This is a genomic window from Kosakonia quasisacchari, from assembly GCF_004331415.1.
Lineage (GTDB): Bacteria > Pseudomonadota > Gammaproteobacteria > Enterobacterales > Enterobacteriaceae > Kosakonia > Kosakonia quasisacchari.
Genome location: NZ_SJOP01000003.1, coordinates 159669 through 181495, shown reverse-complemented (window position 1 = coordinate 181495; position 21827 = coordinate 159669). Strand labels below are relative to the sequence as shown.

The 21827-nt window shown below is 53.6% G+C and carries 25 protein-coding genes and 1 tRNA gene; 14 read left to right on the top strand and 12 right to left on the bottom strand.

The features are described from left to right. Positions 1–134: 134 nt before the first annotated feature. From frdA to blc, 5 genes are all read left to right on the top strand, one after another. Positions 135–1925 (top strand): fumarate reductase (quinol) flavoprotein subunit, encoded by a 1791-nt coding sequence (frdA, locus tag E0L21_RS04650; RefSeq protein WP_131407201.1) that lies wholly within the window; start codon positions 135–137, stop codon positions 1923–1925. Further along, positions 1918–2652 carry a succinate dehydrogenase/fumarate reductase iron-sulfur subunit gene (locus E0L21_RS04645; RefSeq protein WP_131407199.1) on the top strand — a complete coding sequence of 245 codons (735 nt, stop codon included), beginning with the start codon at positions 1918–1920 and terminating at the stop codon, positions 2650–2652. Before frdA ends, E0L21_RS04645 begins: the two co-directional genes overlap by 8 nt. A gap of 10 nt (positions 2653–2662) precedes the next feature. Then, entirely contained in the window at positions 2663–3058 is a 396-nt protein-coding gene (frdC, locus tag E0L21_RS04640; protein ID WP_131407197.1) for a fumarate reductase subunit FrdC, read from the top strand. A 10-nt stretch (positions 3059–3068) separates the two neighbouring features. Next, positions 3069–3428 (top strand): fumarate reductase subunit FrdD, encoded by a 360-nt coding sequence (gene frdD / locus E0L21_RS04635; protein WP_131407195.1) that lies wholly within the window; start codon positions 3069–3071, stop codon positions 3426–3428. An 85-nt stretch (positions 3429–3513) separates the two neighbouring features. After that, positions 3514–4044 carry an outer membrane lipoprotein Blc gene (blc, locus tag E0L21_RS04630; protein ID WP_131407193.1) on the top strand — a complete coding sequence of 177 codons (531 nt, stop codon included), beginning with the start codon at positions 3514–3516 and terminating at the stop codon, positions 4042–4044. Here the strand turns inward: blc and sugE are convergent. Then, complete coding sequence (gene sugE, locus E0L21_RS04625; protein WP_131407191.1) at positions 4041–4358, bottom strand: quaternary ammonium compound efflux SMR transporter SugE; 318 nt, start codon at positions 4356–4358, stop codon at positions 4041–4043. The two genes, blc and sugE, sit on opposite strands and share 4 nt — an antisense overlap. A 266-nt stretch (positions 4359–4624) precedes the next feature. Between sugE and E0L21_RS04620 the strand changes: the two genes are divergently transcribed. Next, positions 4625–5227 (top strand): helix-turn-helix transcriptional regulator, encoded by a 603-nt coding sequence (locus tag E0L21_RS04620; RefSeq protein ID WP_131407189.1) that lies wholly within the window; start codon positions 4625–4627, stop codon positions 5225–5227. Positions 5228–5256: 29 nt separating this feature from the next. Here E0L21_RS04620 and ecnB read toward each other — a convergent pair whose 3' ends face one another. From ecnB to efp, 3 genes are all read right to left on the bottom strand, one after another. Continuing rightward, on the bottom strand, positions 5257–5403 hold the full coding sequence (gene ecnB, locus E0L21_RS04615; RefSeq protein WP_020456213.1) for a lipoprotein toxin entericidin B: 147 nt from the start codon (positions 5401–5403) through the stop codon (positions 5257–5259). Positions 5404–5509: 106 nt separating this feature from the next. After that, on the bottom strand, positions 5510–5641 hold the full coding sequence (locus E0L21_RS04610) for an entericidin A/B family lipoprotein (RefSeq protein ID WP_017459192.1): 132 nt from the start codon (positions 5639–5641) through the stop codon (positions 5510–5512). Positions 5642–5700: 59 nt separating this feature from the next. Beyond that, positions 5701–6267, bottom strand: coding sequence for an elongation factor P (gene efp / locus E0L21_RS04605; protein WP_131407187.1), 567 nt, complete (start codon positions 6265–6267; stop codon positions 5701–5703). Positions 6268–6307: 40 nt separating this feature from the next. Here efp and epmB point away from each other — a divergent pair, with 40 nt between their 5' ends. Continuing rightward, positions 6308–7336 (top strand): EF-P beta-lysylation protein EpmB, encoded by a 1029-nt coding sequence (gene epmB / locus E0L21_RS04600; protein ID WP_131407185.1) that lies wholly within the window; start codon positions 6308–6310, stop codon positions 7334–7336. Positions 7337–7409: 73 nt separating this feature from the next. Here epmB and E0L21_RS04595 read toward each other — a convergent pair whose 3' ends face one another. The 5 genes from E0L21_RS04595 to E0L21_RS04575 all read right to left on the bottom strand — a co-directional run bounded on the left by E0L21_RS04595 (position 7410) and on the right by E0L21_RS04575 (position 12299). Continuing rightward, positions 7410–9047 (bottom strand): methyl-accepting chemotaxis protein, encoded by a 1638-nt coding sequence (locus E0L21_RS04595; RefSeq protein ID WP_131407183.1) that lies wholly within the window; start codon positions 9045–9047, stop codon positions 7410–7412. A 330-nt stretch (positions 9048–9377) separates the two neighbouring features. Continuing rightward, on the bottom strand, positions 9378–9731 hold the full coding sequence (locus tag E0L21_RS04590; RefSeq protein ID WP_131407181.1) for a DUF4156 domain-containing protein: 354 nt from the start codon (positions 9729–9731) through the stop codon (positions 9378–9380). A gap of 379 nt (positions 9732–10110) precedes the next feature. Further along, on the bottom strand, positions 10111–11757 hold the full coding sequence (gene groL, locus E0L21_RS04585) for a chaperonin GroEL (protein WP_131407179.1): 1647 nt from the start codon (positions 11755–11757) through the stop codon (positions 10111–10113). Positions 11758–11797: 40 nt separating this feature from the next. Then, on the bottom strand, positions 11798–12091 hold the full coding sequence (locus E0L21_RS04580; RefSeq protein WP_007372708.1) for a co-chaperone GroES: 294 nt from the start codon (positions 12089–12091) through the stop codon (positions 11798–11800). Between the two features lie 28 nt (positions 12092–12119). After that, entirely contained in the window at positions 12120–12299 is a 180-nt protein-coding gene (locus E0L21_RS04575) for a hypothetical protein (protein ID WP_131407177.1), read from the bottom strand. A gap of 32 nt (positions 12300–12331) precedes the next feature. Here E0L21_RS04575 and yjeH point away from each other — a divergent pair, with 32 nt between their 5' ends. After that, positions 12332–13588, top strand: coding sequence for an L-methionine/branched-chain amino acid transporter (gene yjeH, locus E0L21_RS04570; RefSeq protein ID WP_131407175.1), 1257 nt, complete (start codon positions 12332–12334; stop codon positions 13586–13588). A 31-nt stretch (positions 13589–13619) separates the two neighbouring features. Here the strand turns inward: yjeH and E0L21_RS04565 are convergent, their stop codons facing one another. Further along, on the bottom strand, positions 13620–14090 hold the full coding sequence (locus tag E0L21_RS04565) for an FxsA family protein (protein WP_131407173.1): 471 nt from the start codon (positions 14088–14090) through the stop codon (positions 13620–13622). Between the two features lie 337 nt (positions 14091–14427). Here E0L21_RS04565 and aspA point away from each other — a divergent pair, with 337 nt between their 5' ends. From aspA to E0L21_RS04540, 5 genes are all read left to right on the top strand, one after another. Next, positions 14428–15864, top strand: a complete 1437-nt coding sequence (aspA, locus tag E0L21_RS04560) for an aspartate ammonia-lyase (protein WP_131407171.1) — start codon at positions 14428–14430, stop codon at positions 15862–15864. 112 nt (positions 15865–15976) lie between these two features. After that, positions 15977–17278 (top strand): anaerobic C4-dicarboxylate transporter, encoded by a 1302-nt coding sequence (locus E0L21_RS04555; RefSeq protein ID WP_131407169.1) that lies wholly within the window; start codon positions 15977–15979, stop codon positions 17276–17278. 84 nt (positions 17279–17362) lie between these two features. Further along, complete coding sequence (cutA, locus tag E0L21_RS04550; protein ID WP_131407167.1) at positions 17363–17686, top strand: divalent cation tolerance protein CutA; 324 nt, start codon at positions 17363–17365, stop codon at positions 17684–17686. After that, complete coding sequence (locus E0L21_RS04545) at positions 17662–19356, top strand: protein-disulfide reductase DsbD (protein ID WP_131407165.1); 1695 nt, start codon at positions 17662–17664, stop codon at positions 19354–19356. The genes cutA and E0L21_RS04545 overlap by 25 nt, the downstream gene beginning before the upstream one ends. 47 nt (positions 19357–19403) lie before the next feature. Next, positions 19404–19979 carry a transcriptional regulator gene (locus E0L21_RS04540; protein WP_131407163.1) on the top strand — a complete coding sequence of 192 codons (576 nt, stop codon included), beginning with the start codon at positions 19404–19406 and terminating at the stop codon, positions 19977–19979. Here E0L21_RS04540 and E0L21_RS04535 read toward each other — a convergent pair. Together E0L21_RS04535 and E0L21_RS04530 are read right to left on the bottom strand one after the other, a co-directional pair. After that, positions 19976–20581 carry a LysE family translocator gene (locus tag E0L21_RS04535; RefSeq protein ID WP_131407161.1) on the bottom strand — a complete coding sequence of 202 codons (606 nt, stop codon included), beginning with the start codon at positions 20579–20581 and terminating at the stop codon, positions 19976–19978. The two genes, E0L21_RS04540 and E0L21_RS04535, sit on opposite strands and share 4 nt — an antisense overlap. 37 nt (positions 20582–20618) lie before the next feature. After that, positions 20619–21464: an AraC family transcriptional regulator gene (locus tag E0L21_RS04530; RefSeq protein ID WP_131407159.1), complete on the bottom strand. Its 846-nt coding sequence runs from the start codon at positions 21462–21464 to the stop codon at positions 20619–20621. Between the two features lie 183 nt (positions 21465–21647). Here E0L21_RS04530 and E0L21_RS04525 point away from each other — a divergent pair. Next, positions 21648–21723: transfer RNA gene (locus E0L21_RS04525), tRNA-Phe, on the top strand. Positions 21724–21827: the final 104 nt, after the last annotated feature.

The window sequence follows — 21827 nt, the reverse complement described above, 5'->3', positions numbered from 1 at the left end:
GAACGCATCAAATTTCCCCCGAATCTCTACGGTTATACTGCCTTTACCCAAAAAGGAGCAGTGGAACATATCCGCAACTACCTTGAGCGCTTCAGGCTTGTCGTTGCGGAACAACAATAATCTGGAGGAATGTCGTGCATACCTTTCAAGCCGATATCGCTGTGATTGGCGCAGGCGGAGCGGGATTACGTACCGCGATCGCTGCGGCGCAAGCCCACCCAAATGCCAAAATCGCACTGATTTCAAAAGTCTATCCCATGCGCAGCCACACTGTTGCTGCGGAAGGCGGCTCTGCCGCCGTCGCCCAGGATCATGACAGCTTCGAGTACCATTTCCACGATACCGTTGCTGGCGGTGACTGGCTCTGCGAACAGGATGTCGTTGACTATTTTGTGCATCATTGCCCGACAGAGATGACCCAGCTTGAACAGTGGGGCTGTCCGTGGAGCCGCCGTCCTGACGGCACGGTCAATGTGCGCCGCTTCGGCGGGATGAAAATCGAGCGCACCTGGTTCGCCGCCGATAAAACCGGCTTCCATATGCTGCATACATTGTTCCAGACATCCCTTCAGTTCCCGCAAATCCAGCGCTTCGACGAGCATTTTGTGCTGGATATTCTGGTCGATGACAACCATGCCCGCGGGCTGGTCGCTATGAATATGATGGAAGGCACGCTGGTGCAGATCCGTGCCAATGCGGTGGTGATGGCAACGGGTGGCGCGGGCCGCGTTTACCGTTACAACACCAACGGCGGTATTGTCACCGGCGACGGCATGGGCATGGCGCTGGCGCACGGTGTGCCGCTGCGCGATATGGAGTTTGTGCAGTATCACCCGACCGGCCTGCCCGGCTCCGGCATTCTGATGACCGAAGGTTGCCGCGGTGAAGGTGGGATCCTCGTCAACAAGAACGGCTACCGCTATTTGCAGGATTACGGCATGGGCCCGGAAACGCCGCTCGGCGAGCCGAAGAACAAATATATGGAGCTTGGCCCGCGCGACAAAGTGTCGCAAGCGTTCTGGCACGAGTGGCGCAAAGGCAACACCATCTCTACGCCGCGTGGCGATGTGGTGCACCTCGATTTGCGCCATCTCGGCGCGAAAAAAATCAACGAACGTCTGCCGTTTATCTGCGAGCTGGCAAAAGCCTATGTTGGCGTCGATCCCATCAAAGAGCCGATTCCGGTACGCCCAACCGCGCACTACACCATGGGCGGTATCGAAACCGATCAAAACTGCGAATCCCGCATCAGCGGCCTGTTTGCTGTGGGCGAGTGCTCTTCTGTCGGCCTGCACGGTGCAAACCGTCTGGGTTCGAACTCGCTGGCGGAACTGGTGGTGTTTGGTCGTCTTGCTGGTGAACGCGCCATGGAACGCGCCGCAACCGCAACCGAGGCCAATGACAGTGCGCTGAACGCACAAGCCGCCGACGTGGAAAAACGTCTGAAAGCGCTGGTGAATCAGGACGGCACCGAAAGCTGGGCAAAAATCCGCGATGAAATGGGTGAATCCATGGAAGAAGGTTGCGGCATCTACCGTACGCCGGAGCTGATGCAGAAAACCGTGGATAAACTGGCGGAGTTGCAGGAGCGCTTTAAACGTGTACGCATCACCGATACTTCCAGCGTCTTCAACACGGATGTTCTTTACACCATTGAACTGGGCCACGGTCTGAATGTCGCCGAATGTATGGCGCACTCCGCGCTGGCACGTAAAGAGTCTCGCGGCGCGCATCAGCGTCTGGATGAAGGCTGTACCGAGCGCGATGACGTTAACTTCCTCAAGCACACGCTGGCGTTCCGCGGTGCCGATGGCGCGACCCGTCTGGAGTACAGCGACGTGAAGATCACCACGCTGCCGCCAGCAAAACGCGTCTACGGTGCTGAAGCTGAAGCGTCCGAGAAGAAGGAGACGAACAATGGCTGAGTTGAAGAATCTGAAAATCGAGATTGTCCGTTACAACCCGGAAGTGGACAGCGCGCCGCACAGTGCTTTTTACGATGTGCCCTACGATGAAGCCACTTCTCTGCTCGATGCGCTGAACTACATCAAAGATAACCTCGCGCCGGACCTGAGCTATCGCTGGTCGTGCCGTATGGCGATTTGCGGATCTTGCGGCATGATGGTTAACAAAGTGCCGAAACTCGCCTGCAAGACCTTTCTGCGTGATTACGTGAAAGGGATGAAAGTCGAAGCGCTGGCGAACTTCCCGATTGAGCGCGATCTGGTGGTCGATATGACCCACTTTATCGAGAGCCTCGAAGCGATTAAGCCCTACATTATTGGTAACACGCGCACGCCGGATCAGGGGCCAGGCAAGCAAACCCCGGCGCAGATGGCGAAGTATCACCAATTCTCCGGCTGTATCAACTGCGGTTTGTGTTATGCCGCATGCCCGCAATTCGGTCTGAATCCTGAGTTTATCGGCCCGGCAGCGATCACGCTGGCGCATCGCTATAACCTCGATAGCCGCGACAAAGGTAAGAAAGAGCGCATGGCGCAGCTCAACAGCCAGAATGGCGTGTGGAGCTGTACGTTTGTCGGTTACTGCTCGGAAGTCTGTCCGAAGCATGTCGATCCGGCCGCCGCCATCCAGCAGGGCAAGGTGGAAAGCTCGAAAGACTTTCTTATCGCCACCCTGAAACCACGCTAAGGAGTGCATTATGACGACTAAACGCAAAGCCTGGGTTCGTCCCATGCCATCAACCTGGTGGAAAACCCTGCCGTTTTATCGCTTCTATATGCTGCGTGAAGGAACGGCAGTCGCGGCGGTCTGGTTCAGTCTCGAACTGATCTTTGGCCTATTTTCGCTGAAACATGGGCCGGAAAGCTGGGGCGGGTTTGTGCATTTTCTGCAAAACCCGATTGTGCTGATCCTCAACCTGATCGCCCTGGCGGCAGCATTGCTGCACACCAAAACCTGGTTTGATCTCGCGCCGAAAGCGCAGCTCATTATTGTTAAGGGCGAAAAAATGGGTCCAGAGCCGGTAATTAAAGGGCTTTGGGTGGTAACGGCAGTGGTCACCGTGGTGATCCTGTTTGTCGCACTGTTCTGGTAAGGAGGCCAACGTGATTAACCCGAATCCAAAACGTTCTGACGAACCCGTTTTCTGGGGATTATTTGGCGCTGGTGGTATGTGGGGCGCGATTGTCACACCGGTTATCGTGCTGTTGATTGGCGTGCTGCTGCCGCTAGGGTTCTACCCCGGCGATGCACTCGGTTACGATCGCGTGCTGGCGTTTGCGCAAAGCTTTATTGGCCGCGTCTTTATCTTTTTGATGATTGTATTGCCGGTGTGGTGCGGTCTGCATCGTATCCACCACATGATGCATGATTTAAAAATCCATGTTCCCAGCGGTAAATGGGTGTTTTATGGCCTTGCCGCCATTCTCACCGTTGTTACCCTGATCGGTATTCTATTTCTTTGATATCAGTCGCTCTCCTGCGTAAGCGGGAGAGCAAATTTCCCGCCAGCGTCTATACCCTAAAGAAAAGATCTGGAAGGAAATTCTCATGCGCCTGATGCTTCTCATCGTGACTGTTATCGCTGCGCTGTTCATCTCCGGCTGTAGCTCTCCCACTCCTCCTGATGGCGTGACCGTCGTACAGGATTTCAATACACAACGCTATCTGGGTAAATGGTACGAAATTGCCCGCTTTGATCATTCATTCGAACGCGGTCTGGAAAGGGTCACCGCCACGTATAGCCTGCGCGACGATGGCGGTTTGACGGTGGTGAATCGCGGTTACAACACGGAACGCGACATGTGGCAGCAAGCCATCGGCACCGCGTATTTCACCGGTAACCCACGTACCGCCGCGCTGAAAGTCTCCTTCTTTGGCCCCTTCTACGGCGGCTATAACATTCTCGCGTTGGACAGCGACTACCGCTACGCATTGGTTTGCGGGCCGGACCGCGACTATCTCTGGATACTGTCACGCACGCCCACCCTTCCGGCTGACGTAAAACAGCAGATGCTCGACATCGCGGCCCGACAAGGGTTTGCCGTGGAAAAACTGCTATGGATAAATCAGCCCCATTAATGGGCGCTGAGTTTCAACCCGATAATCCCGGCCACAATCAGACAAAGGCTGAGGATACGCGCCAGGCTTGCAGATTCGCCGAGCAGCACAATGCCGGCGACTGCAGCGCCGACTGCGCCAATGCCTGTCCAGATGGCGTATGCGGTTCCCACCGGCAATGTTTTCATTGCCCATGACAGCAGCACGACGCTTGCGACCATCGCCGTCACGGTAATAATGCTTGGCATTAACCGGGTGAAACCGTGGGTATATTTCAGGCCGATAGCCCAAACCACTTCAAGAAGACCTGCAATAAGAAGAATTAACCAGGACATTTTTGGCTCCAGTGCGGGGCCGTCCCCATTGTGAATTGGCGCAAACGGGTCGTCCCGTTCGGCGTGTGAAGAGAGGCAAATTTTGCCGATTTAGGCCCATTATTTCAATATTTTTGTTCTTGCTCAATTTTAGGCGTTTTAAAGCGAGAAATAGCCACTGTTCGCAGCGGAATTCCGGCATTTATTCACCATATCTACCCCCTATGATAAATCCGCTCTCCTGAATTCAGGACGTTGTGCGCCACTCTCTGACTGCGAAGAAAAATATGTTCAAGATTCTCGTGATTGACCGCTGTTACTTCACCCGCTCAGGGATGGAATCCTGGCTCAATCAAACCGATTTATTCCCCGCTTCCTTCCTGGTAACCGCGTTGCATAACTTAATGCTCGCCAAAGAACATATTGTACAGTGGCAGCCGGATTTGGTCATTGCCGATCTTCATGGATTCAAGAATGAAATACATCATATTCAACAACTTGCGTCATTCTTTTCCGTCTGTAGCGAATCGACGCAGGTGATGTTGCTAGAGTCTGGCGAAGATGCTCAATTGTCAGAATTTTGCGCGCAGTTTGCTATTCAGGCGACGATGTTGAAAACAGAACCACTGGAAAAACTGGCGCAAATCATCGACGCAATGATGCTGGCGCGCCCGATCCGTGCGATACCGCACATCGCCACTCCTCTACTGACAAAGCAGGAAGAAAAAGTACTGACACTGTGGATGGAAGGGAATGATAACCAGGCGATTGCCAGTAATCTCAGCATTAACGGTAAGACTGTTTATACCTACAAGCGCAATATCAGAATGAAGCTGGGGATGGGAAACCGTTTTACGCCGTTCTTATCACTGCCGGAAAACTCAAACTAACGGTACGGCAAGCGCCGTACCGACAGTGATTACTGTTGCGCTTTTGACGCCGCACCAGAAATCGCGTTACCGCCATCGGAGATATCTTCTCCCACACCACGCGTGGTGTTACAGGCCGTCAATACTGAGGAAAGAACCAGAACAGAAAAGATCGCAGCAATTGTCTTCTTAACCATAATATCTTCCTTTTGTAGCCAATATTGTTTGTGTATAGCCACTTAAGCATAGACAAAATCCGGGAAGGTTACCGGAACGGAAGCATTTTTAGGAAGAGAGGAAGTTTTAGTTCGCTGCGCGCGAGATGACATGGCCCAGACTTTGGATATCTTCGCCAACGCCACGGGCAGTATTGCAACCGGAAAGCAGTGCGCAACTGATAAGAAGTAGAGAGAGGAATTTCGTCAGACGTTTCATATCATCCCTGCCTGCAAAGTTCGACGGCGTAGCACGGTGCTACGCCGACGTCGTGAGGATTATTTCACGCGAGATACATATTCGCCAGAGCGAGTATCTACTTTAATCACTTCACCAATCTGCACAAACAGCGGAACTTTAACCACTGCGCCCGTGCTCAGGGTAGCCGGTTTGCCGCCGGTACCTGCGGTGTCACCTTTCAGACCTGGATCGGTTTCAATAATTTCCAGTTCAACGAAGTTCGGCGGAGTAACAGAGATAGGCTGGCCGTTCCACAGCGTCACGATGCACTCAGCCTGGTCCAGCAACCATTTTTCGCTGTCACCAATGGCTTTCGCGTCAGCAGAGAGCTGTTCGAAAGTTTCGTTGTTCATGAAGTGCCAGAACTCACCGTCGTTGTACAGGTAAGTCAAGTTCATATCGACAACGTCCGCGCCTTCTGCGGAATCAGTAGATTTGAAGGTTTTCTCTACACGCGTACCGGTCAGCAGACGACGCAGTTTAACGCGTGCGAAAGCCTGGCCTTTGCCTGGTTTAACGAATTCGCTGGCTTCAACCGCATAAGGTTCGCCGTCCATCATGATTTTAAGACCGGCACGAAAATCGTTGCTATAGTAAGTCGCCATAAGGCCCTCTGAAATTGTTAACTGGTAGCTAAGCCACAAAATGGCGCATATTGTAACCCTAAAAACCCCATCCAGAGAAGATTGGTTAATACAACTTGCCGATGTAATCACCGATCCGGATGAACTGTTACGTCTTCTAAAGATAGACACTGATGAAAATTTAATCGCTGGCGGTGCGGCAAAGCGCCTGTTTCCGCTGCGTGTTCCTCGTGCATTCGCAGCACGCATGCAGCCGGGAAACCCTCATGATCCGCTTTTGCGTCAGGTACTTACCTCGCAAGAAGAGTTCATCGCCGCGCCGGGTTTCAGCACCGATCCGCTGGAAGAACAGAGCAGTGTTGTACCTGGTTTGCTGCACAAATATCGCAATCGTGCGCTGCTGCTGGTTAAAGGCGGCTGTGCGGTGAATTGTCGTTATTGCTTCCGTCGCCACTTTCCTTATGCCGATAACCAGGGCAACAAACGCAACTGGCAAGGCGCACTGGACTATATTGCGGTGCATTCGGAACTGGATGAGATCATTTTTTCCGGCGGCGATCCGCTAATGGCAAAAGATCATGAGCTGGACTGGCTGCTTGCCCAACTGGAAGCTATCCCGCATATCAAGCGCCTGCGCATTCATAGCCGTCTGCCGATTGTGATTCCGGCGCGGATCACCGATACGCTAAGCGCGCGTTTTGCTCGCTCATCGCTGCAAATTTTGCTGGTAAACCACATCAACCACGCGCAGGAAATCGGTGATGATTTTCGCCATGCAATGGCGCAACTGCGTCAGGCCAATGTAACGCTGCTGAACCAGAGTGTGCTGCTGCGCGGCGTGAATGATAATGCGCAAACGCTGGCGGATTTAAGTAATGCATTGTTCGATGCGGGCGTAATGCCTTATTACCTGCATGTGCTGGATAAAGTACAGGGTGCGGCGCACTTTATGGTCAGTGATGAAGAGGCTCGCACGATTATGCGCGAGCTGCTGACATTAGTGTCGGGTTATATGGTGCCGAAACTGGCCCGTGAGATTGGTGGCGAACCCAGTAAAACGCCGCTGGATCTGCAGCTTCGTCAAAGCTAAAAAAAAACGGCTACGTGATGAGAGCGAACGTAGCCGCGAAGCGGACGAGCCTAAAACGGCTCGTCGCAAAAACTTAAAAGGTTTCCCATCCATCATCCCCACCGCCAGCCACTGCCGGGCGCGGCTGTCTCACTGGCAGCACGGAAGACTTCACGGCAGCCGGTTGTTGGCCCGGCAAACGGAAGACATCAACCAGCTGTTGCAGTTTGGTGGCTTGATCTTCGAGGCTACCGGCCGCCGCAGACGATTCCTGAACTAACGCGGCGTTCTGCTGGGTGGTGGTATCCATCTCGGACATCGCCTGGGCAATCTGCGAAATGCCACGGTTTTGTTCGTCAGAGGCAGCGGCGATTTCCTGCATCAAATCTTTCACCTGCAGCACCGAGTTCACAATGCCGCTCATGGTTTCGCCCGCCAGGTCTACCTGCCGCGAACCCTCTTCGACAAACGTCACGGACTCACTGATAAGCGACTCAATTTCTTTTGCCGCCTGAGCACTGCGCTGGGCTAATGAGCGCACTTCACCGGCCACCACGGCGAAACCTCGCCCTTGATCCCCGGCTCTTGCCGCTTCAACGGCCGCGTTGAGCGCCAGAATGTTGGTCTGAAAAGCGATGCCGTTGATGACCGACGTAATTTCCGAAATACGTTTGGAACTGTCAATAATATCTTTCATGCGGCTGATGGCAGTCCCAACGACGGTTCCCCCTTGAGAAGCGGTGTCAGAGGCGGTAAGGGCAAGCTGGCTGGCCTGATGCGCGTTCTCTGCGTTCTGTTTTACCGTGGAGCTTAGTTCTTCCATACTGGCGGCGGTTTCAACCACGGCTGCCGATTGTTGCTCGGTGCGAGCAGAGAGTTCATTGTTGCCCAGCGCTATCTCATTGGCAGCCGTGTTCACCGAACCGGAAGCGGCACGTACCATGGTCAGCGATTCAGCAACTCGCTCAACCAGGTTATTAAATGCTGTTACCGCATGACCGATTTCGTCCATACGCCCTGTCGGTAACGCATGACTGAGATCCAGTTTTTCACTAATATTCACCATGCCGTCTTTCATGCCATTCAGGCGACGTTTGATATTAAGCACGGTGAACAGTCCGAACAAACCCAGAATGAGGGTTGCGGCGATCGTCGCCGTCAGCGAAAGAATCATTGCCCGGGAAATTAAATTCTCGCTGTCTTGAACAGCCTTAGTAACTAATGATGAGTTGTAGGTCACTTGCTCAGAGAAATCATTAATTAACAGCGCAATATTATCGGCAACAAACCCACCTTTCTGCATAGACTTAATAATGGCAGCACGGTCATTACTTTCAGATATTTTAAAATACTGATCCATCACCGGACGGAACTTATCTAAATCACTTAAAGTTTTATTTGATAAATCCTGATCATGTTGGTCAGAGATGAGATCTTTAAGGTAACCCTGGTGCATGGCGTAGAGATCGTCATACAATTTTGTTGCATTCTGTTTTATTTCTGCCATCCCAGCGGGATCATCCGTCAAACCATGTAAAAAGAGCTGCCCGCGAATCTTTAAGATCTGCATTGTCTCTTTATTCATTGCATCGAGGCTAGGTAAGATATTTTCCTGAAAGTAATTTTGTGACTCACCAATTTTAGACAGAGAAATTATAGCGATAACATTAGTGCCGATGAGGCTTAAGATCAGTAACGAGAAAGCAAGTAACAATCTCTTTGTAATATTCATTATTAACTCCCGACACCATCATGCATAAAATATATTGTTAGATTACACAGTCCCTCGTTTTTCTCCTGAGGTCAGTATCGGCAGTTCGTAATATTACTTTAGTCACGAATGCATTTTTGGGTAAAGAATATATCCAAACCTGTGAATATAATCACATTAGATAAATATTAAGAAATCTTAATATTCAGGTCGTTAGTAACGATTAATTAGCAGAGGAATTATATTCACGCTTACGCATAATAAAAAAGTAATACTAACTCAATGAGAATTAAAGAGAGGTAATGTTGCAGCAGTGACGCGCCCGCCATTACTGGCGGGGCAGTAAACTTATCAATTCGGGCATTTATACACTTGCGCATTCATTTCACTGGCAGTCGGCACGAGGCTGGATAAGAAGCCTTGTGTTGGGCTGGAGACGCTGTACAACACGTTACCCCCCATTGCTGCCGCCTGGTTACGCAACGCATTCGCCGCGCCGCGTAACGAACCACCTTCCTCACCATGTTGGCCAGAGAGCCAGTTGCTCTGCGAACCCGTGGCGGTGCCGAGATATTGGCAGGATGCTGCGGGTTTCTCCTCGACGAAGCGAACGCTCTGCCCGCCGGTGGTCAATTCATTGCTGCTGCTACACCCTGCCAGCAACAGCGAGGCGCCAATAATCCCTGCTAAATGTTTTACGTACATGTTATTCCCCATAATCAATGAGCTGGACGCATGTCGCCCGTGTGTAAACCTTATACTAAAAAGATGACCAAAAGAAAAATGCCGCCATCTCAGGCCGCACAAATTGGGGAAAATAGTGAAAAAAGGGCTGGCGCGAAGTGTAAAAATCCAACCTCACTGAAAGCGGCAGCGATTACGCCACGAAAAAGGGTACCAACGGCCTTAAAAGGTGCCTGTCCAGCTCGTTAAAATCCAAAAACAATACGGCTGAACCATGATCTGATGATGAGCGCGTCCGCAGCACGTGGTGTTCAGTTAACAATAAAAAAAGAGCGTGCCGAAGCCCGCTCTTTTTCGTTGAACTCACGCCAGGTTGCCCTGAACGCGCGTTCGGCAGCGATTACATCATGCCGCCCATACCGCCCATGCCGCCCATGCCACCAGCAGCACCTAAGTCCGGCGCGTCGCCTTTCGGCAGATCGGTAACCATGCACTCGGTGGTGATCATCAGACCGGCTACGGATGCCGCGTACTGCAGAGCAGAACGGGTCACTTTAGTCGGATCCAGGATACCCATGTCGATCATGTTGCCGTACTCTTCGGTAGCAGCGTTGTAACCGTAGTTGCCGTCGCCAGCTTTAACGGTATTCGCCACAACAGACGGCTCTTCACCGCAGTTCAGCACGATCTGACGCAACGGAGATTCCATTGCGCGCAGCGCGACTTTGATACCCACGTTCTGGTCTTCGTTCTGGCCTTTCAGCTCAGCCAGTTTGCTGGCTACGCGAATCAGCGCCACGCCACCACCGGCAACCACGCCTTCTTCAACGGCAGCACGGGTTGCGTGCAGCGCATCTTCAACGCGGGCTTTTTTCTCTTTCATTTCAACTTCGGTCGCCGCACCAACTTTGATAACCGCAACGCCGCCAGCCAGTTTCGCTACGCGTTCTTGCAGTTTTTCACGGTCGTAATCGGAAGTCGCTTCTTCGATCTGCTGACGAATCTGAGTCACACGACCCTGAATTGCCGCTTCTTCGCCCACGCCGTCGATGATGGTGGTGGTGTCTTTGTTGATCACAACGCGTTTAGCCTGGCCCAGATCTTCCAGGGTCGCTTTTTCCAGTTCCATACCGATTTCTTCAGAAATCACGGTACCACCGGTCAGGGTTGCGATGTCCTGCAACATAGCTTTACGGCGGTCGCCGAAGCCAGGCGCTTTAACCGCAGCCACTTTCACGATACCGCGCATGGTATTCACAACCAAGGTCGCCAGCGCTTCGCCTTCAACATCTTCAGCGATGATCAGCAGCGGTTTGCCTGCTTTCGCAACGGCTTCCAGAACCGGCAGCATTTCGCGGATATTGGAGATTTTCTTATCAGCCAGCAGGATGAACGGGCTTTCCAGTTCTACTGCGCCAGTTTCCGGCTTGTTGATGAAGTATGGAGAGAGGTAACCGCGGTCAAACTGCATACCTTCAACCACGTCCAGTTCGTCCTGCAGACCAGTACCGTCTTCAACGGTGATCACGCCTTCTTTACCGACTTTGTCCATCGCTTCTGCGATCAGTTTACCTACGGTTTCGTCGGAGTTAGCGGAGATAGTACCAACCTGTGCAATGGCTTTAGAGTCAGAGCACGGTACAGACAGGGATTTCAGCTCTTCAACCGCAGCAGCGACAGCTTTGTCGATACCACGTTTCAGATCCATCGGGTTCATGCCCGCAGCAACAGCTTTCAGGCCTTCAGTGATGATGGACTGCGCCAGTACGGTTGCAGTGGTGGTGCCGTCGCCCGCAGCGTCGTTCGCTTTGGAAGCCACTTCTTTCACCATCTGCGCGCCCATGTTTTCGAACTTATCTTCCAGTTCGATTTCACGTGCTACGGAAACGCCATCTTTGGTGATGGTCGGTGCACCGAAAGATTTATCCAGAACCACATTACGGCCTTTCGGACCGAGGGTAACTTTCACTGCATCTGCCAGAACATTCACGCCGCGCAGCATTTTTACACGAGCGTCATTACCGAATTTTACGTCTTTAGCTGCCATTTTCTTTATTCCTTAAATTCGTTCAGGTTCGCGCGCGCTGTTACGCTTCTACAATTGCCAGAATGTCGCTTTCGGACATGATCAGCACTTCTTCGTTGTCGATCTTCTCAGCTTTTACACCGTAACCATCGTTGAAAATCACGATATCACCCACTTTCACGTCCAGCGGTTGCACAGTACCGTTTTCCAGGATGCGGCCCTTACCGACAGCGATGATTTCGCCACGAGTTGATTTACCTGCCGCAGAACCGGTCAGAACGATACCGCCAGCAGATTTAGACTCAACTTCTTTACGTTTGACGATCACACGATCATGTAACGGACGAATACTCATTGATAGCTCTCCTTTGAGAAAGTCTTTATCAGTTATGGATGACGCCGGGCCACAAACGGTTGTCCGGCTGGTGACCTGAGAGATGGGGTTGGCTTTCTCCCCCTTCAAGGGGGAACAGCAAAAAAAATTTGCGAAAATTTATCCGTCCATAAGCCAGCATTGCCGGCAGGGCTGCAGCAGCCATCAGTAAAACTGATTGTGATAACATCGACGCTCCTGACGATAAGCAGACAAAAGACAATGAGCGGATTAAAACAAGAGCTGGGGCTAGCCCAGGGCATTGGGTTACTTTCCACCTCCTTACTGGGTACCGGCGTGTTCGCCGTTCCGGCGCTGGCCGCACTGGCGGCGGGTAACAGCAGCCTGTGGGCATGGCCGTTACTGATCGTGCTCGTGTTCCCGGTAGCCATTGTCTTTGCCGTGCTGGGCCGTCACTTTCCCAGCGCGGGCGGCGTGGCGTATTTCGTCGGTATGGCCTTCGGCCCGCGTCTTGAACGCGTAACGGGCTGGTTGTTTCTCTCTGTTATCCCAGTTGGATTGCCCGCCGCGCTGCACATTGCCGCTGGTTTCTGGCAAGGCATGTTTGGCTGGCAGGGGCCACAATTATTGATGGCTGAGCTGGGTACGCTGGCGCTGATTTGGTTGCTGGGTACGCGCGGCGCAGGTTCCAGCGCGAATCTGCAATCGATTATCGCCGGGCTGATCGTGGCATTAATTGTGGCTATCTGGTGGCGCGGCGGCATTCGCTTGAGCGATATTCCCTTTCCGCCGATTTCGCAGGTGCCCGTTTCGGCAATGTCAGCTTCGCTGGCGGTGATGTTCTGGTGTTTCGTCGGGCTTGAAGCCTTTGCCCATCTGGCCTCTGAATTCAAAAACCCCGAGCGGGATTTCCCCCGCGCGTTGATGATTGGTCTGTTGATCGCGGGCTCAGTTTACTGGGCCTGTACTGTTGTGGTGCTGCATTTCGATGTCTGGCGCACTCAGGGCGCAGCGACGTCGTTGCCGGTGATTGTCGTCGAGCTGTTTGGTAAACAAGCTCTGTGGATTGCCTGCATTATTGGCTATCTGGCCTGTTTCGCCAGTCTGAACATCTATATCCAGAGTTTTGCCCGGCTGGTGTGGTCGCAGGCAGCATACAAACCGGAGAGCGCGCTGGCAAAGCTCTCCAAACGCCAACTGCCCTTGAATGCCCTGAACGCAGTGATTATCTGCTGCATATTCTGCACCCTCGCGATTTACGCCTTCAGCGTTAATCTTGATACGCTGATCATCTACGCGAACGGTATTTTCATCATGATTTATCTGCTGTGCATGCTGGCGGGCTGCCGCTTGCTGAAGGGGCGATTTAAAGCGCTGGCAGTACTCGGAAGTGCACTATGTTTGCTGCTGTTGGTGATCCCCGGCTGGAAGAGTCTTTACGCGATTTTCATGCTGTTCGCATTGTGGTTGCTGCTGCCAAAGCGCCGCACAACCTCACTTCATTCCACCCAGCTATAAAAAGAAGCCCGGCATTGCCGGGCGTCAGAAATTAGCGATCGTCTTTGTTATCCAGGCGATCGCGCTGATTATCTTTGCGTTGATATTCACCCTCAAATGTCTGCCCGTCAGTACCGCCTGCACCAGGCCCGCCGCCCGGCATGCGGGAAAAACGTAAATGCGGCATCAATTTCAGCGTCAGATGTTTTTGCACCGGTGGCAACAGTAACAACAGACCAAGGAAGTCGGTAAAGAAACCCGGTAGCACCAACAGCAGCCCGGCGATAATCAGCGACACGCTTTTGATCATCTCCGCAGCCGGGCTTTCGCCCGCCGCCATTTTCTGCTGCATCAGCAAAAAGTTCTTAAATCCCTGGTTACGCACCAGCGACATGCCAATCACCGAGGTGAAGATCACCAAAATCAGTGTCATCAGCACGCCAAAAACATGCGCGACTTGAATAAAGATCGAGATCTCGATGTAAACATATAAAAAGACGGCAATAAACGGTATCCAGCGCACTGGCTTCTCCTGTCAATGAACAGACGCTTCAGAGCGTCTGTCGAAATGGGTTTGCAAATCGCATCCCTACCAAATGGTGGCAAATGCGGAAAATTCAATTTCGCGGCGGTTGTAAATTTTTGTCTGTTACGAAGCGGTGACTTATTTCACATATTATTAATTATGATGCATTGACGGGGATAATAAGTGATCCCGATTACGGCATTTCCTCTCCTTCAGCATATAATTTCAGTCATCCGGCCGATTAAGGGGATAATCGTCGGTCGAAAAAGACACATAACCACATTAATATTGTGTGTTTGGTGTATTCATTCGTAGCTTGAAAAAGAAGGTTCACATGTTAAACAACATTCGTATCGAAGAAGACTTGTTAGGTACCAGGGAAGTGCCAGCGGATGCCTACTACGGCGTGCATACTCTGAGAGCGATTGAAAACTTTTATATCAGCAACAGCAAAATCAGCGACATTCCTGAGTTTGTCCGTGGCATGGTGATGGTGAAAAAGGCGGCAGCACTGGCGAACAAAGAGCTGCAAACCATCCCGAAAAATATCGCCAACACTATCGTTGCCGCATGTGATGAGGTCCTCAACAATGGCAAATGCATGGACCAGTTCCCGGTAGACGTTTATCAGGGCGGTGCAGGCACCTCCGTGAACATGAACACCAACGAAGTGCTGGCGAACATCGGTCTTGAACTGATGGGCCACCAAAAAGGTGAATACCAGTTCCTCAACCCCAACGATCATGTTAACAAATGCCAGTCCACCAACGACGCCTACCCGACCGGGTTCCGTATCGCGGTGTACGCCTCCATCGTAAAACTGGTTGATGCCATCAAACAGCTCGGCGAAGGCTTCGAAAACAAAGCCGTAGAGTTCAAGGATATCCTGAAAATGGGCCGCACCCAGTTGCAGGACGCGGTGCCAATGACCCTTGGTCAGGAGTTCCACGCTTTCAACGTGCTGCTGAATGAAGAAACCAAAAACCTGCTGCGTACCGCCGAGCTGCTGCTGGAAGTGAACCTTGGCGCAACGGCAATCGGTACGCGTCTCAATACCCCGGACGGCTACCAGCAACTGGCCGTACAAAAACTGGCGGAAGTGAGCAACCTGCCGGTGGTTCCGGCGGAAGACCTGATTGAAGCGACCTCCGACTGCGGTGCCTATGTAATGGTGCACAGCTCACTGAAACGCCTGGCAGTGAAACTCTCTAAAATCTGTAACGACCTGCGCCTGCTCTCCTCCGGGCCGCGCGCCGGGCTGAATGAGATCAACTTGCCGGAGTTGCAGGCGGGTTCGTCCATCATGCCAGCGAAAGTGAACCCGGTGGTGCCGGAAGTAGTGAACCAGGTGTGCTTTAAAGTGATCGGCAACGACACCACCGTCACCATGGCATCCGAAGCGGGTCAGCTGCAGTTGAACGTGATGGAGCCGGTGATTGGCCAGGCGATGTTTGAGTCGGTACATATTCTGACCAACGCCTGCTACAACCTGCTGGAAAAATGCATCAACGGCATTACCGCCAACAAAGAAGTATGCGAAGGCTACGTCTACAACTCCATCGGCATCGTCACCTACCTCAATCCGTTTATCGGCCACCACAACGGTGACATCGTTGGCAAGATTTGCGCCGAAACCGGTAAGAGCGTGCGTGAAGTGGTGCTGGAACGCGGCCTGCTGACGGAAACGGAGCTGGATGACATCTTCTCTGCGCAAAACCTGATGCACCCGGCTTATAAAGCGAAGCGTTATACCGATGAAAGCGAACAGTAATTCCGACGGTTAGAAAGACAAAAGGCACGTCCTGAGTGACGTGCCTTTTTCTTTTGGATGGTTACCAAAATATAACAATTCGATATCACTTAGTTAAACAAGGAAGCCAACTATGTTTGCTGCAGAGCTTGTCCTCGTCCTGATTGCTATCTACCTGGGTGCCAGATTAGGCGGCATCGGCATTGGTTTTGCCGGTGGCCTTGGTGTACTGGTTCTGACCCTTTTCTTTCAAATCAAACCCGGGGCGATTCCCTTCGATGTCATAGAAATTATTATGGCGGTCATCGCCGCTATCGCCGCCATGCAGGTAGCGGGCGGGATGGATTATCTGGTGAGCCTGGCGGAAAAAATGCTGCGCCGCCATCCGAAGTACATCACCTTTCTCGCGCCGCTGGTCACCTGGTTTATGACCATACTCGCCGGCACCGGACACACCGCGTTTTCCACGCTGCCAGTCATTACAGAAGTGGCGAAAGAGCAAGGCATTCGCCCGTCGCGCCCACTGTCGATTGCCGTGGTCGCGTCGCAAATCGCCATCACCGCGTCGCCCATTTCTGCTGCGGTGGTCTTTTTTGCAGGCATCCTCGAACCGCTTGGCGTCAGCTACCTGACGCTGCTGGCTATCTGTATTCCGGTGACGCTGATTGCCGTCATGTTGACGGCGGTAGTCTGTAACTTCCTCGGCTGCGAGCTGAAAGATGATCCGGTGTACCAGGAGCGCCTGGCAAAAGGTGAAGTGAAGCTGCGCGGCAGCCAGGTTTTTGCGATGAAGCCGCATGCCAAACGCTCGGTGCTGCTGTTCCTGGTTGGCATTGTCGCCGTAATGCTTTACGCCACCGCTATCAGCCCTACCGTTGGGTTAATCACCAATCCGGTACTGCCGCGTAACGAAGCGATTGTGGTGTTTATGCTGACTATCGCCACGCTGATTTGCCTGACCTGTAAAATCGACACCGGCGAGATCCTTAACGCCAGCACCTTCAAATCCGGCATGAGCGCCTGTATCTGTGTGCTCGGCGTGGCGTGGCTCGGCGACACCTTCGTGAAACACCATATTGAAGATATCCAGATAGTCGCGGGCGATCTGCTGCATAGCTACCCGTGGCTGCTGGCGGTGGTGCTGTTCTTCGCCGCAACGCTGCTTTATTCACAAGCCGCGACCACCAAAGCGCTGATGCCCGCCGCGCTGCTGCTCGGCGTCACCCCACTGACGGCAATTGCGTCGTTTGCCGCCGTTTCCGCGCTGTTTGTGCTGCCAACCTACCCAACCCTGCTGGCGGCGGTCGAAATGGATGACACCGGTTCAACGCGCATCGGCAAATTTGTTTTTAACCATGCGTTCCTCGTTCCCGGCGTGATCGCCATTGCCCTGTGCGTCATGCTGGGCTTTGTCTTCGGCGGTATCTTGTTGTAAAGGTCTTAAAATCGGGTCGCCCGGCGGCCCGATCCTCTCACTTCGCGTGGTATAGTCGTTGCTTTCGCGCTTACGAGGTTGACGATGAACACGCCTGACGCCGTTGTTGTACTCTGCACCGCCCCGGATGAAGCCACCGCCCAGGATTTGGCGGCCAAAGTGCTGGCAGAAAAGCTCGCTGCCTGTGTCACCCTTTTGCCGGGCGCGACCTCGCTCTATTACTGGGAAGGCAAACTCGAACAAGAGTATGAGGTGCAACTGCTGCTTAAAACCGACGTCGCACATCTCGAAGACCTCTTCGCGAGCATCAAATCGCACCATCCTTACCAAACCCCGGAATTACTGGCTTTACCCGTCACCCACGGAGATTACGATTACCTCTCATGGCTCAACGCATCTTTACGCTGATCCTGCTGCTGTGCAGCACATCCGCTTTTGCGGGCTTATTCGACGCGCCCGGTCGCTCCAGTTTTGTGCCCGCCGACCAGGCGTTTACCTTTGATTTTCAGCAACATCAGCATGATTTAACGCTCAACTGGCAAGTTAAAGAAGGTTACTACCTTTATCGCCAGCAAATTCGCGTCACCCCGACGCAAGCAACCCTTGGCGCGTTAACGCTGCCAAAAGGGGAGATGCACGAAGATGAGTTCTACGGCAAAACGGAAATCTACCGCAAGCGCCTGAACCTGCCGCTCGATATCAACGCGGCGGCAAAAGGCGCGACGCTGACCGTCACCTATCAGGGCTGCGCCGATGCCGGGTTCTGTTACCCGCCTGAGACCAAAGTGGTGCCGCTGATGGAAGTCGCGGCGGCGGCTACACCGGTAAATGCGCCACCAGCCGCAACGCAGGAAACGACGGAAAACCAGCTCCCCTTCTCTGCCCTGTGGGCACTGTTGATCGGCATCGGCATCGCGTTTACGCCTTGTGTGCTGCCAATGTACCCGCTGATTTCCGGCATTGTGCTTGGCGGGAAACAGCGTCTTGCCACACCGCGCGCGCTGCTGCTGGCGTTTATCTACGTGCAAGGGATGGCGCTCACCTATACGGCGCTGGGGTTGGTAGTCGCGGCGGCGGGCTTATCATTCCAGGCGGCGCTACAACATCCGTATGTGCTGATTGGCTTGTCGGTGCTGTTCACCCTGCTGGCGCTGTCGATGTTCGGCCTGTTTAACTTACAGCTTCCTTCTGCGCTGCAAACCCGTTTAACCCTGTGGAGCAACCGCCAGCAGGGCGGCTCCGTGGGCGGGGTATTTGCCATGGGTGCAATAGCCGGGTTGATTTGTTCGCCCTGCACCACTGCGCCATTAAGCGCGATCCTGCTCTATATTGCGCAAAGCGGTAACCTGTGGCTCGGCGGCGGCACGCTCTATCTTTACGCGCTGGGCATGGGCTTGCCGCTGATCCTCGTGACTGTGTTTGGCAATCGTCTGCTACCAAAAAGCGGGCCGTGGATGGAGCAGGTCAAAACCGCTTTTGGCTTTGTGATCCTCGCCTTGCCGGTCTTTCTGCTGGAGCGCGTGCTCGGTGAAGCGTGGGGGCTGCGACTGTGGTCGCTGCTCGGCGTGGCGTTTTTCGGCTGGGCATTTATCACCAGCCTGGGTGCGAAACGCGCATTTATCCGCGTGCTGCAAATCGCGCTGCTCGGCGCGGCGCTGGTCTGCGCGCGTCCGTTACAGGATTGGGCGTTTGGTGCCCCCACCGCGCAGACGCATTCGCCGCTGGCGTTTACCCCTATTTCAACCGTCGACGACCTGAACCAGGTACTGGCGCAGGCCAACGGTCGTCCGGTGATGCTGGATCTCTACGCCGACTGGTGCGTGGCGTGTAAAGAGTTTGAGAAGTACACCTTTAGCGACGCGAGCGTACAGGCGGCGCTGAAAGATACCGTGTTATTGCAGGCCAACGTAACGGCCAACAATGCGCAGGATGCCGCGCTGTTGCGCCATCTCAATGCGCTGGGTCTGCCAACGATTCTGTTTTTCGACGCGCAAGGCCATGAGCAACCGGCAGCCCGGGTGACCGGGTTTATGGACGCCGCTGCGTTCGCCGCGCATTTGCGCAATCGCGCCCCATAAACAACACTTTGTGGGGGAATGAGCTTCAGATAACGGAGGATATCACCGTGCAACGCGAAGACGTTTTGAGTCAAACTTTGCAATTACTTGAATTAAGAGGGATTGCGGACACCACTCTTGAAATGGTTGCCGAGCGCATCGACTATCCCATCGATGAGTTCCGCCGTTTCTGGCCAGACAAAGAGGCGCTGCTGTATGACGCGCTGCGTTATCTCAGCCAGCAGGTGGATATCTGGCGCAGGCAACTGCTGTTAGACGAAACGCTCAGCAATGAGCAAAAACTGCTGGCTCGCTACGGCGCGCTAACCGAGTGCGTCAGCAATAACCGCTATCCGGGTTGCTTGTTTATTGCCGCCTGCGCCTTCTTCCCGGATCCTGCGCATCCGATTCACCAACTGGCGGACCAGCAAAAGCGCGACGCACATGACTTCTCGCATCAGTTGCTGACGCAGTTAGAAGTGGACGATCCGGCGATGGTGGCGAAGCAGATGGAACTGGTGCTGGAGGGTTGCCTGAGCCGGATGCTGGTTAACCGCAGCCAGGCCGATGTCGATACCGCGCAACGGCTGGCGGAAGATATTTTGCGTTTTGCCCGCTGCCGCCAGGGCGGCGCGCTGACTTAAGCCTCCAAAAAACCCGCCCAGGCGGAAAGCAACAGGCACAATGCCATCACTCGCTGAAACCAGAGCAGCGATGTGGTGGTGCGAAACAGCCGGTTGACCGCCTTGCCGAGCAGCGTCCATGCGCTCAGGCACAGCAATGAGATCAGCAAAAACCACAGCGACATCAGTGACACTTCGCGCAGTGGATGCGCACCGTGCGGAGCAAACAGGCTGACCACTGCCAACGCCATCATCCAGGTTTTTGGGTTAATCAGTTGCAACAGCGCCGCTGCACGGCCGCTAAAGGGTCGCTGCGCTTCGCTCTGCAAATCTGCGGCAGGTGCGCTAAACAATTGCCAGCTCAGCCAGCTTAACCACAACGCGCCCGCCCAGCTCATCATCTCGCGCACCAGCGGGTAACTGCGCAACACTTCGCCCGCTCCCACGCCGGAAACAAATACAATCATGCTGGCCGCCACGCAGGCGCTCACCACCGCAGGCAATGTCGCTTTGATACCGAAGCGCTGGCTGCTGGTCAGAATCAAAATGTTGGTTGGGCCGGGGGTAATTGACGCCACAAAGGCGAAGAGTAAAAACGGCAGATAGCTATAAAACAGGTTCACAGGCAGGCTCCTTATCAATGAGCCTTAAACTGTCGCGTTATTTGCCGTCGTCGTCTGGAAGATTTGTGCACAGCCTGCGGTAGTGCGCTGGCGAGAGGCGGTACGCGCGCTGAAACCAGCGACCAAGATGGCTTTGATCGGCAAACCCCAGCGCGGCAGCAACGCCTGCTGGCGTCTCCCCTTTCGCCAGCTGCGAACGCGCAGTGGCAAGCCGTAACTGGATAAGCCAGGCGTGCGGGCTTAAGTGGAACTCGCGTTTAAAACAGCGTGTCAGTGTAAAACGGTCGGTTCCCGTTTCCCGCGCCAGATCCGAAAGGCCAACGTTATCGCCAATGTGCGCATGCAGATAATCACGCGCACGGTGTGCAATGGCTGTGCTTTGCAATTGCGACGGCAGCCGTTTGCGCCACTGGCAATGGTGCGTAAGTTGGCTGAGCAGCCCATCCATGGCGCTTTGCTGGACAATGCGCATCTCTTCGCTGTGCAGCGCGTAAAAGGTGTGCGCAATCGCGCGAATCAGTTGCGGTTCCCTGGCGATAGTGTGGGAAAAATGCAGTGAATAGCTGGACGGTACTGATTCATACAGGCCGCGTAACGTGTCGCTGAGCCAGCGGTCATCAAGGTAAAAGGTCAGATAGGTAAACCCGCCTTCTACCGGGGCGTCGCCATCGTGGATCTCGCCCGGCTCAAGCAAAAAAGCATCGCCCGGCGTGCTGCGGTGACGCTCCCGTCGGCAGTGAAACTGCTGCGTACCGGAAAGCGTAATGCCCACCAGGTAGCTGTCGTGCCAGTGCGGATCGTAAGCGTGCCCTTCAAAATGAGCACGGATGGTTTCAATTCCCGTATCCGCGTGTTGCCGCAGTTCCAGCCAGTCTTTCGCCATATCACCTCCAAAATTCCACCGGAAATTAGCATTCATCTCCTAAAGGTAAAAGTCTGGAAGATTTGTGCAAGGGTCGATTTGTGCCGTGCAATTGTTCAGATTGCCGTAAAGTTGAGCAACTGGATAGAATTGAAGGAAATAAAGTTGACGCCTTAAGACGATTAAGGTTTAATGCGCCCCGTTGCCCGGATAGCTCAGTCGGTAGAGCAGGGGATTGAAAATCCCCGTGTCCTTGGTTCGATTCCGAGTCCGGGCACCACTTATTCAGAGAACCCGCCCAAAAGGCGGGTTTTTGCTTTTGGGGATACGGACTCTCCAGCGAACTGCGTTCGATTATTCGCCGCAAGCGGCTCACCCCTTCGG

Excerpts from the sequence above, each read along its gene's own strand:
- E0L21_RS04645 (WP_131407199.1), top strand. The coding sequence starts at position 1,918 with ATGGCTGAGTTGAAGAATCTGAAAATCGAGATTGTCCGTTACAACCCG.
- frdC (WP_131407197.1), top strand. The coding sequence starts at position 2,663 with ATGACGACTAAACGCAAAGCCTGGGTTCGTCCCATGCCATCAACCTGG.
- blc (WP_131407193.1), top strand. The coding sequence starts at position 3,514 with ATGCGCCTGATGCTTCTCATCGTGACTGTTATCGCTGCGCTGTTCATC.
- sugE (WP_131407191.1), bottom strand. The coding sequence starts at position 4,358 with ATGTCCTGGTTAATTCTTCTTATTGCAGGTCTTCTTGAAGTGGTTTGG.
- E0L21_RS04620 (WP_131407189.1), top strand. The coding sequence starts at position 4,625 with ATGTTCAAGATTCTCGTGATTGACCGCTGTTACTTCACCCGCTCAGGG.
- ecnB (WP_020456213.1), bottom strand. The coding sequence starts at position 5,403 with ATGGTTAAGAAGACAATTGCTGCGATCTTTTCTGTTCTGGTTCTTTCC.
- E0L21_RS04610 (WP_017459192.1), bottom strand. The coding sequence starts at position 5,641 with ATGAAACGTCTGACGAAATTCCTCTCTCTACTTCTTATCAGTTGCGCA.
- efp (WP_131407187.1), bottom strand. The coding sequence starts at position 6,267 with ATGGCGACTTACTATAGCAACGATTTTCGTGCCGGTCTTAAAATCATG.
- epmB (WP_131407185.1), top strand. The coding sequence starts at position 6,308 with ATGGCGCATATTGTAACCCTAAAAACCCCATCCAGAGAAGATTGGTTA.
- E0L21_RS04595 (WP_131407183.1), bottom strand. The coding sequence starts at position 9,047 with ATGAATATTACAAAGAGATTGTTACTTGCTTTCTCGTTACTGATCTTA.
- E0L21_RS04590 (WP_131407181.1), bottom strand. The coding sequence starts at position 9,731 with ATGTACGTAAAACATTTAGCAGGGATTATTGGCGCCTCGCTGTTGCTG.
- groL (WP_131407179.1), bottom strand. The coding sequence starts at position 11,757 with ATGGCAGCTAAAGACGTAAAATTCGGTAATGACGCTCGTGTAAAAATG.
- E0L21_RS04580 (WP_007372708.1), bottom strand. The coding sequence starts at position 12,091 with ATGAGTATTCGTCCGTTACATGATCGTGTGATCGTCAAACGTAAAGAA.
- E0L21_RS04575 (WP_131407177.1), bottom strand. The coding sequence starts at position 12,299 with ATGTTATCACAATCAGTTTTACTGATGGCTGCTGCAGCCCTGCCGGCA.
- yjeH (WP_131407175.1), top strand. The coding sequence starts at position 12,332 with ATGAGCGGATTAAAACAAGAGCTGGGGCTAGCCCAGGGCATTGGGTTA.
- aspA (WP_131407171.1), top strand. The coding sequence starts at position 14,428 with ATGTTAAACAACATTCGTATCGAAGAAGACTTGTTAGGTACCAGGGAA.
- E0L21_RS04555 (WP_131407169.1), top strand. The coding sequence starts at position 15,977 with ATGTTTGCTGCAGAGCTTGTCCTCGTCCTGATTGCTATCTACCTGGGT.
- cutA (WP_131407167.1), top strand. The coding sequence starts at position 17,363 with ATGAACACGCCTGACGCCGTTGTTGTACTCTGCACCGCCCCGGATGAA.
- E0L21_RS04545 (WP_131407165.1), top strand. The coding sequence starts at position 17,662 with ATGGCTCAACGCATCTTTACGCTGATCCTGCTGCTGTGCAGCACATCC.
- E0L21_RS04530 (WP_131407159.1), bottom strand. The coding sequence starts at position 21,464 with ATGGCGAAAGACTGGCTGGAACTGCGGCAACACGCGGATACGGGAATT.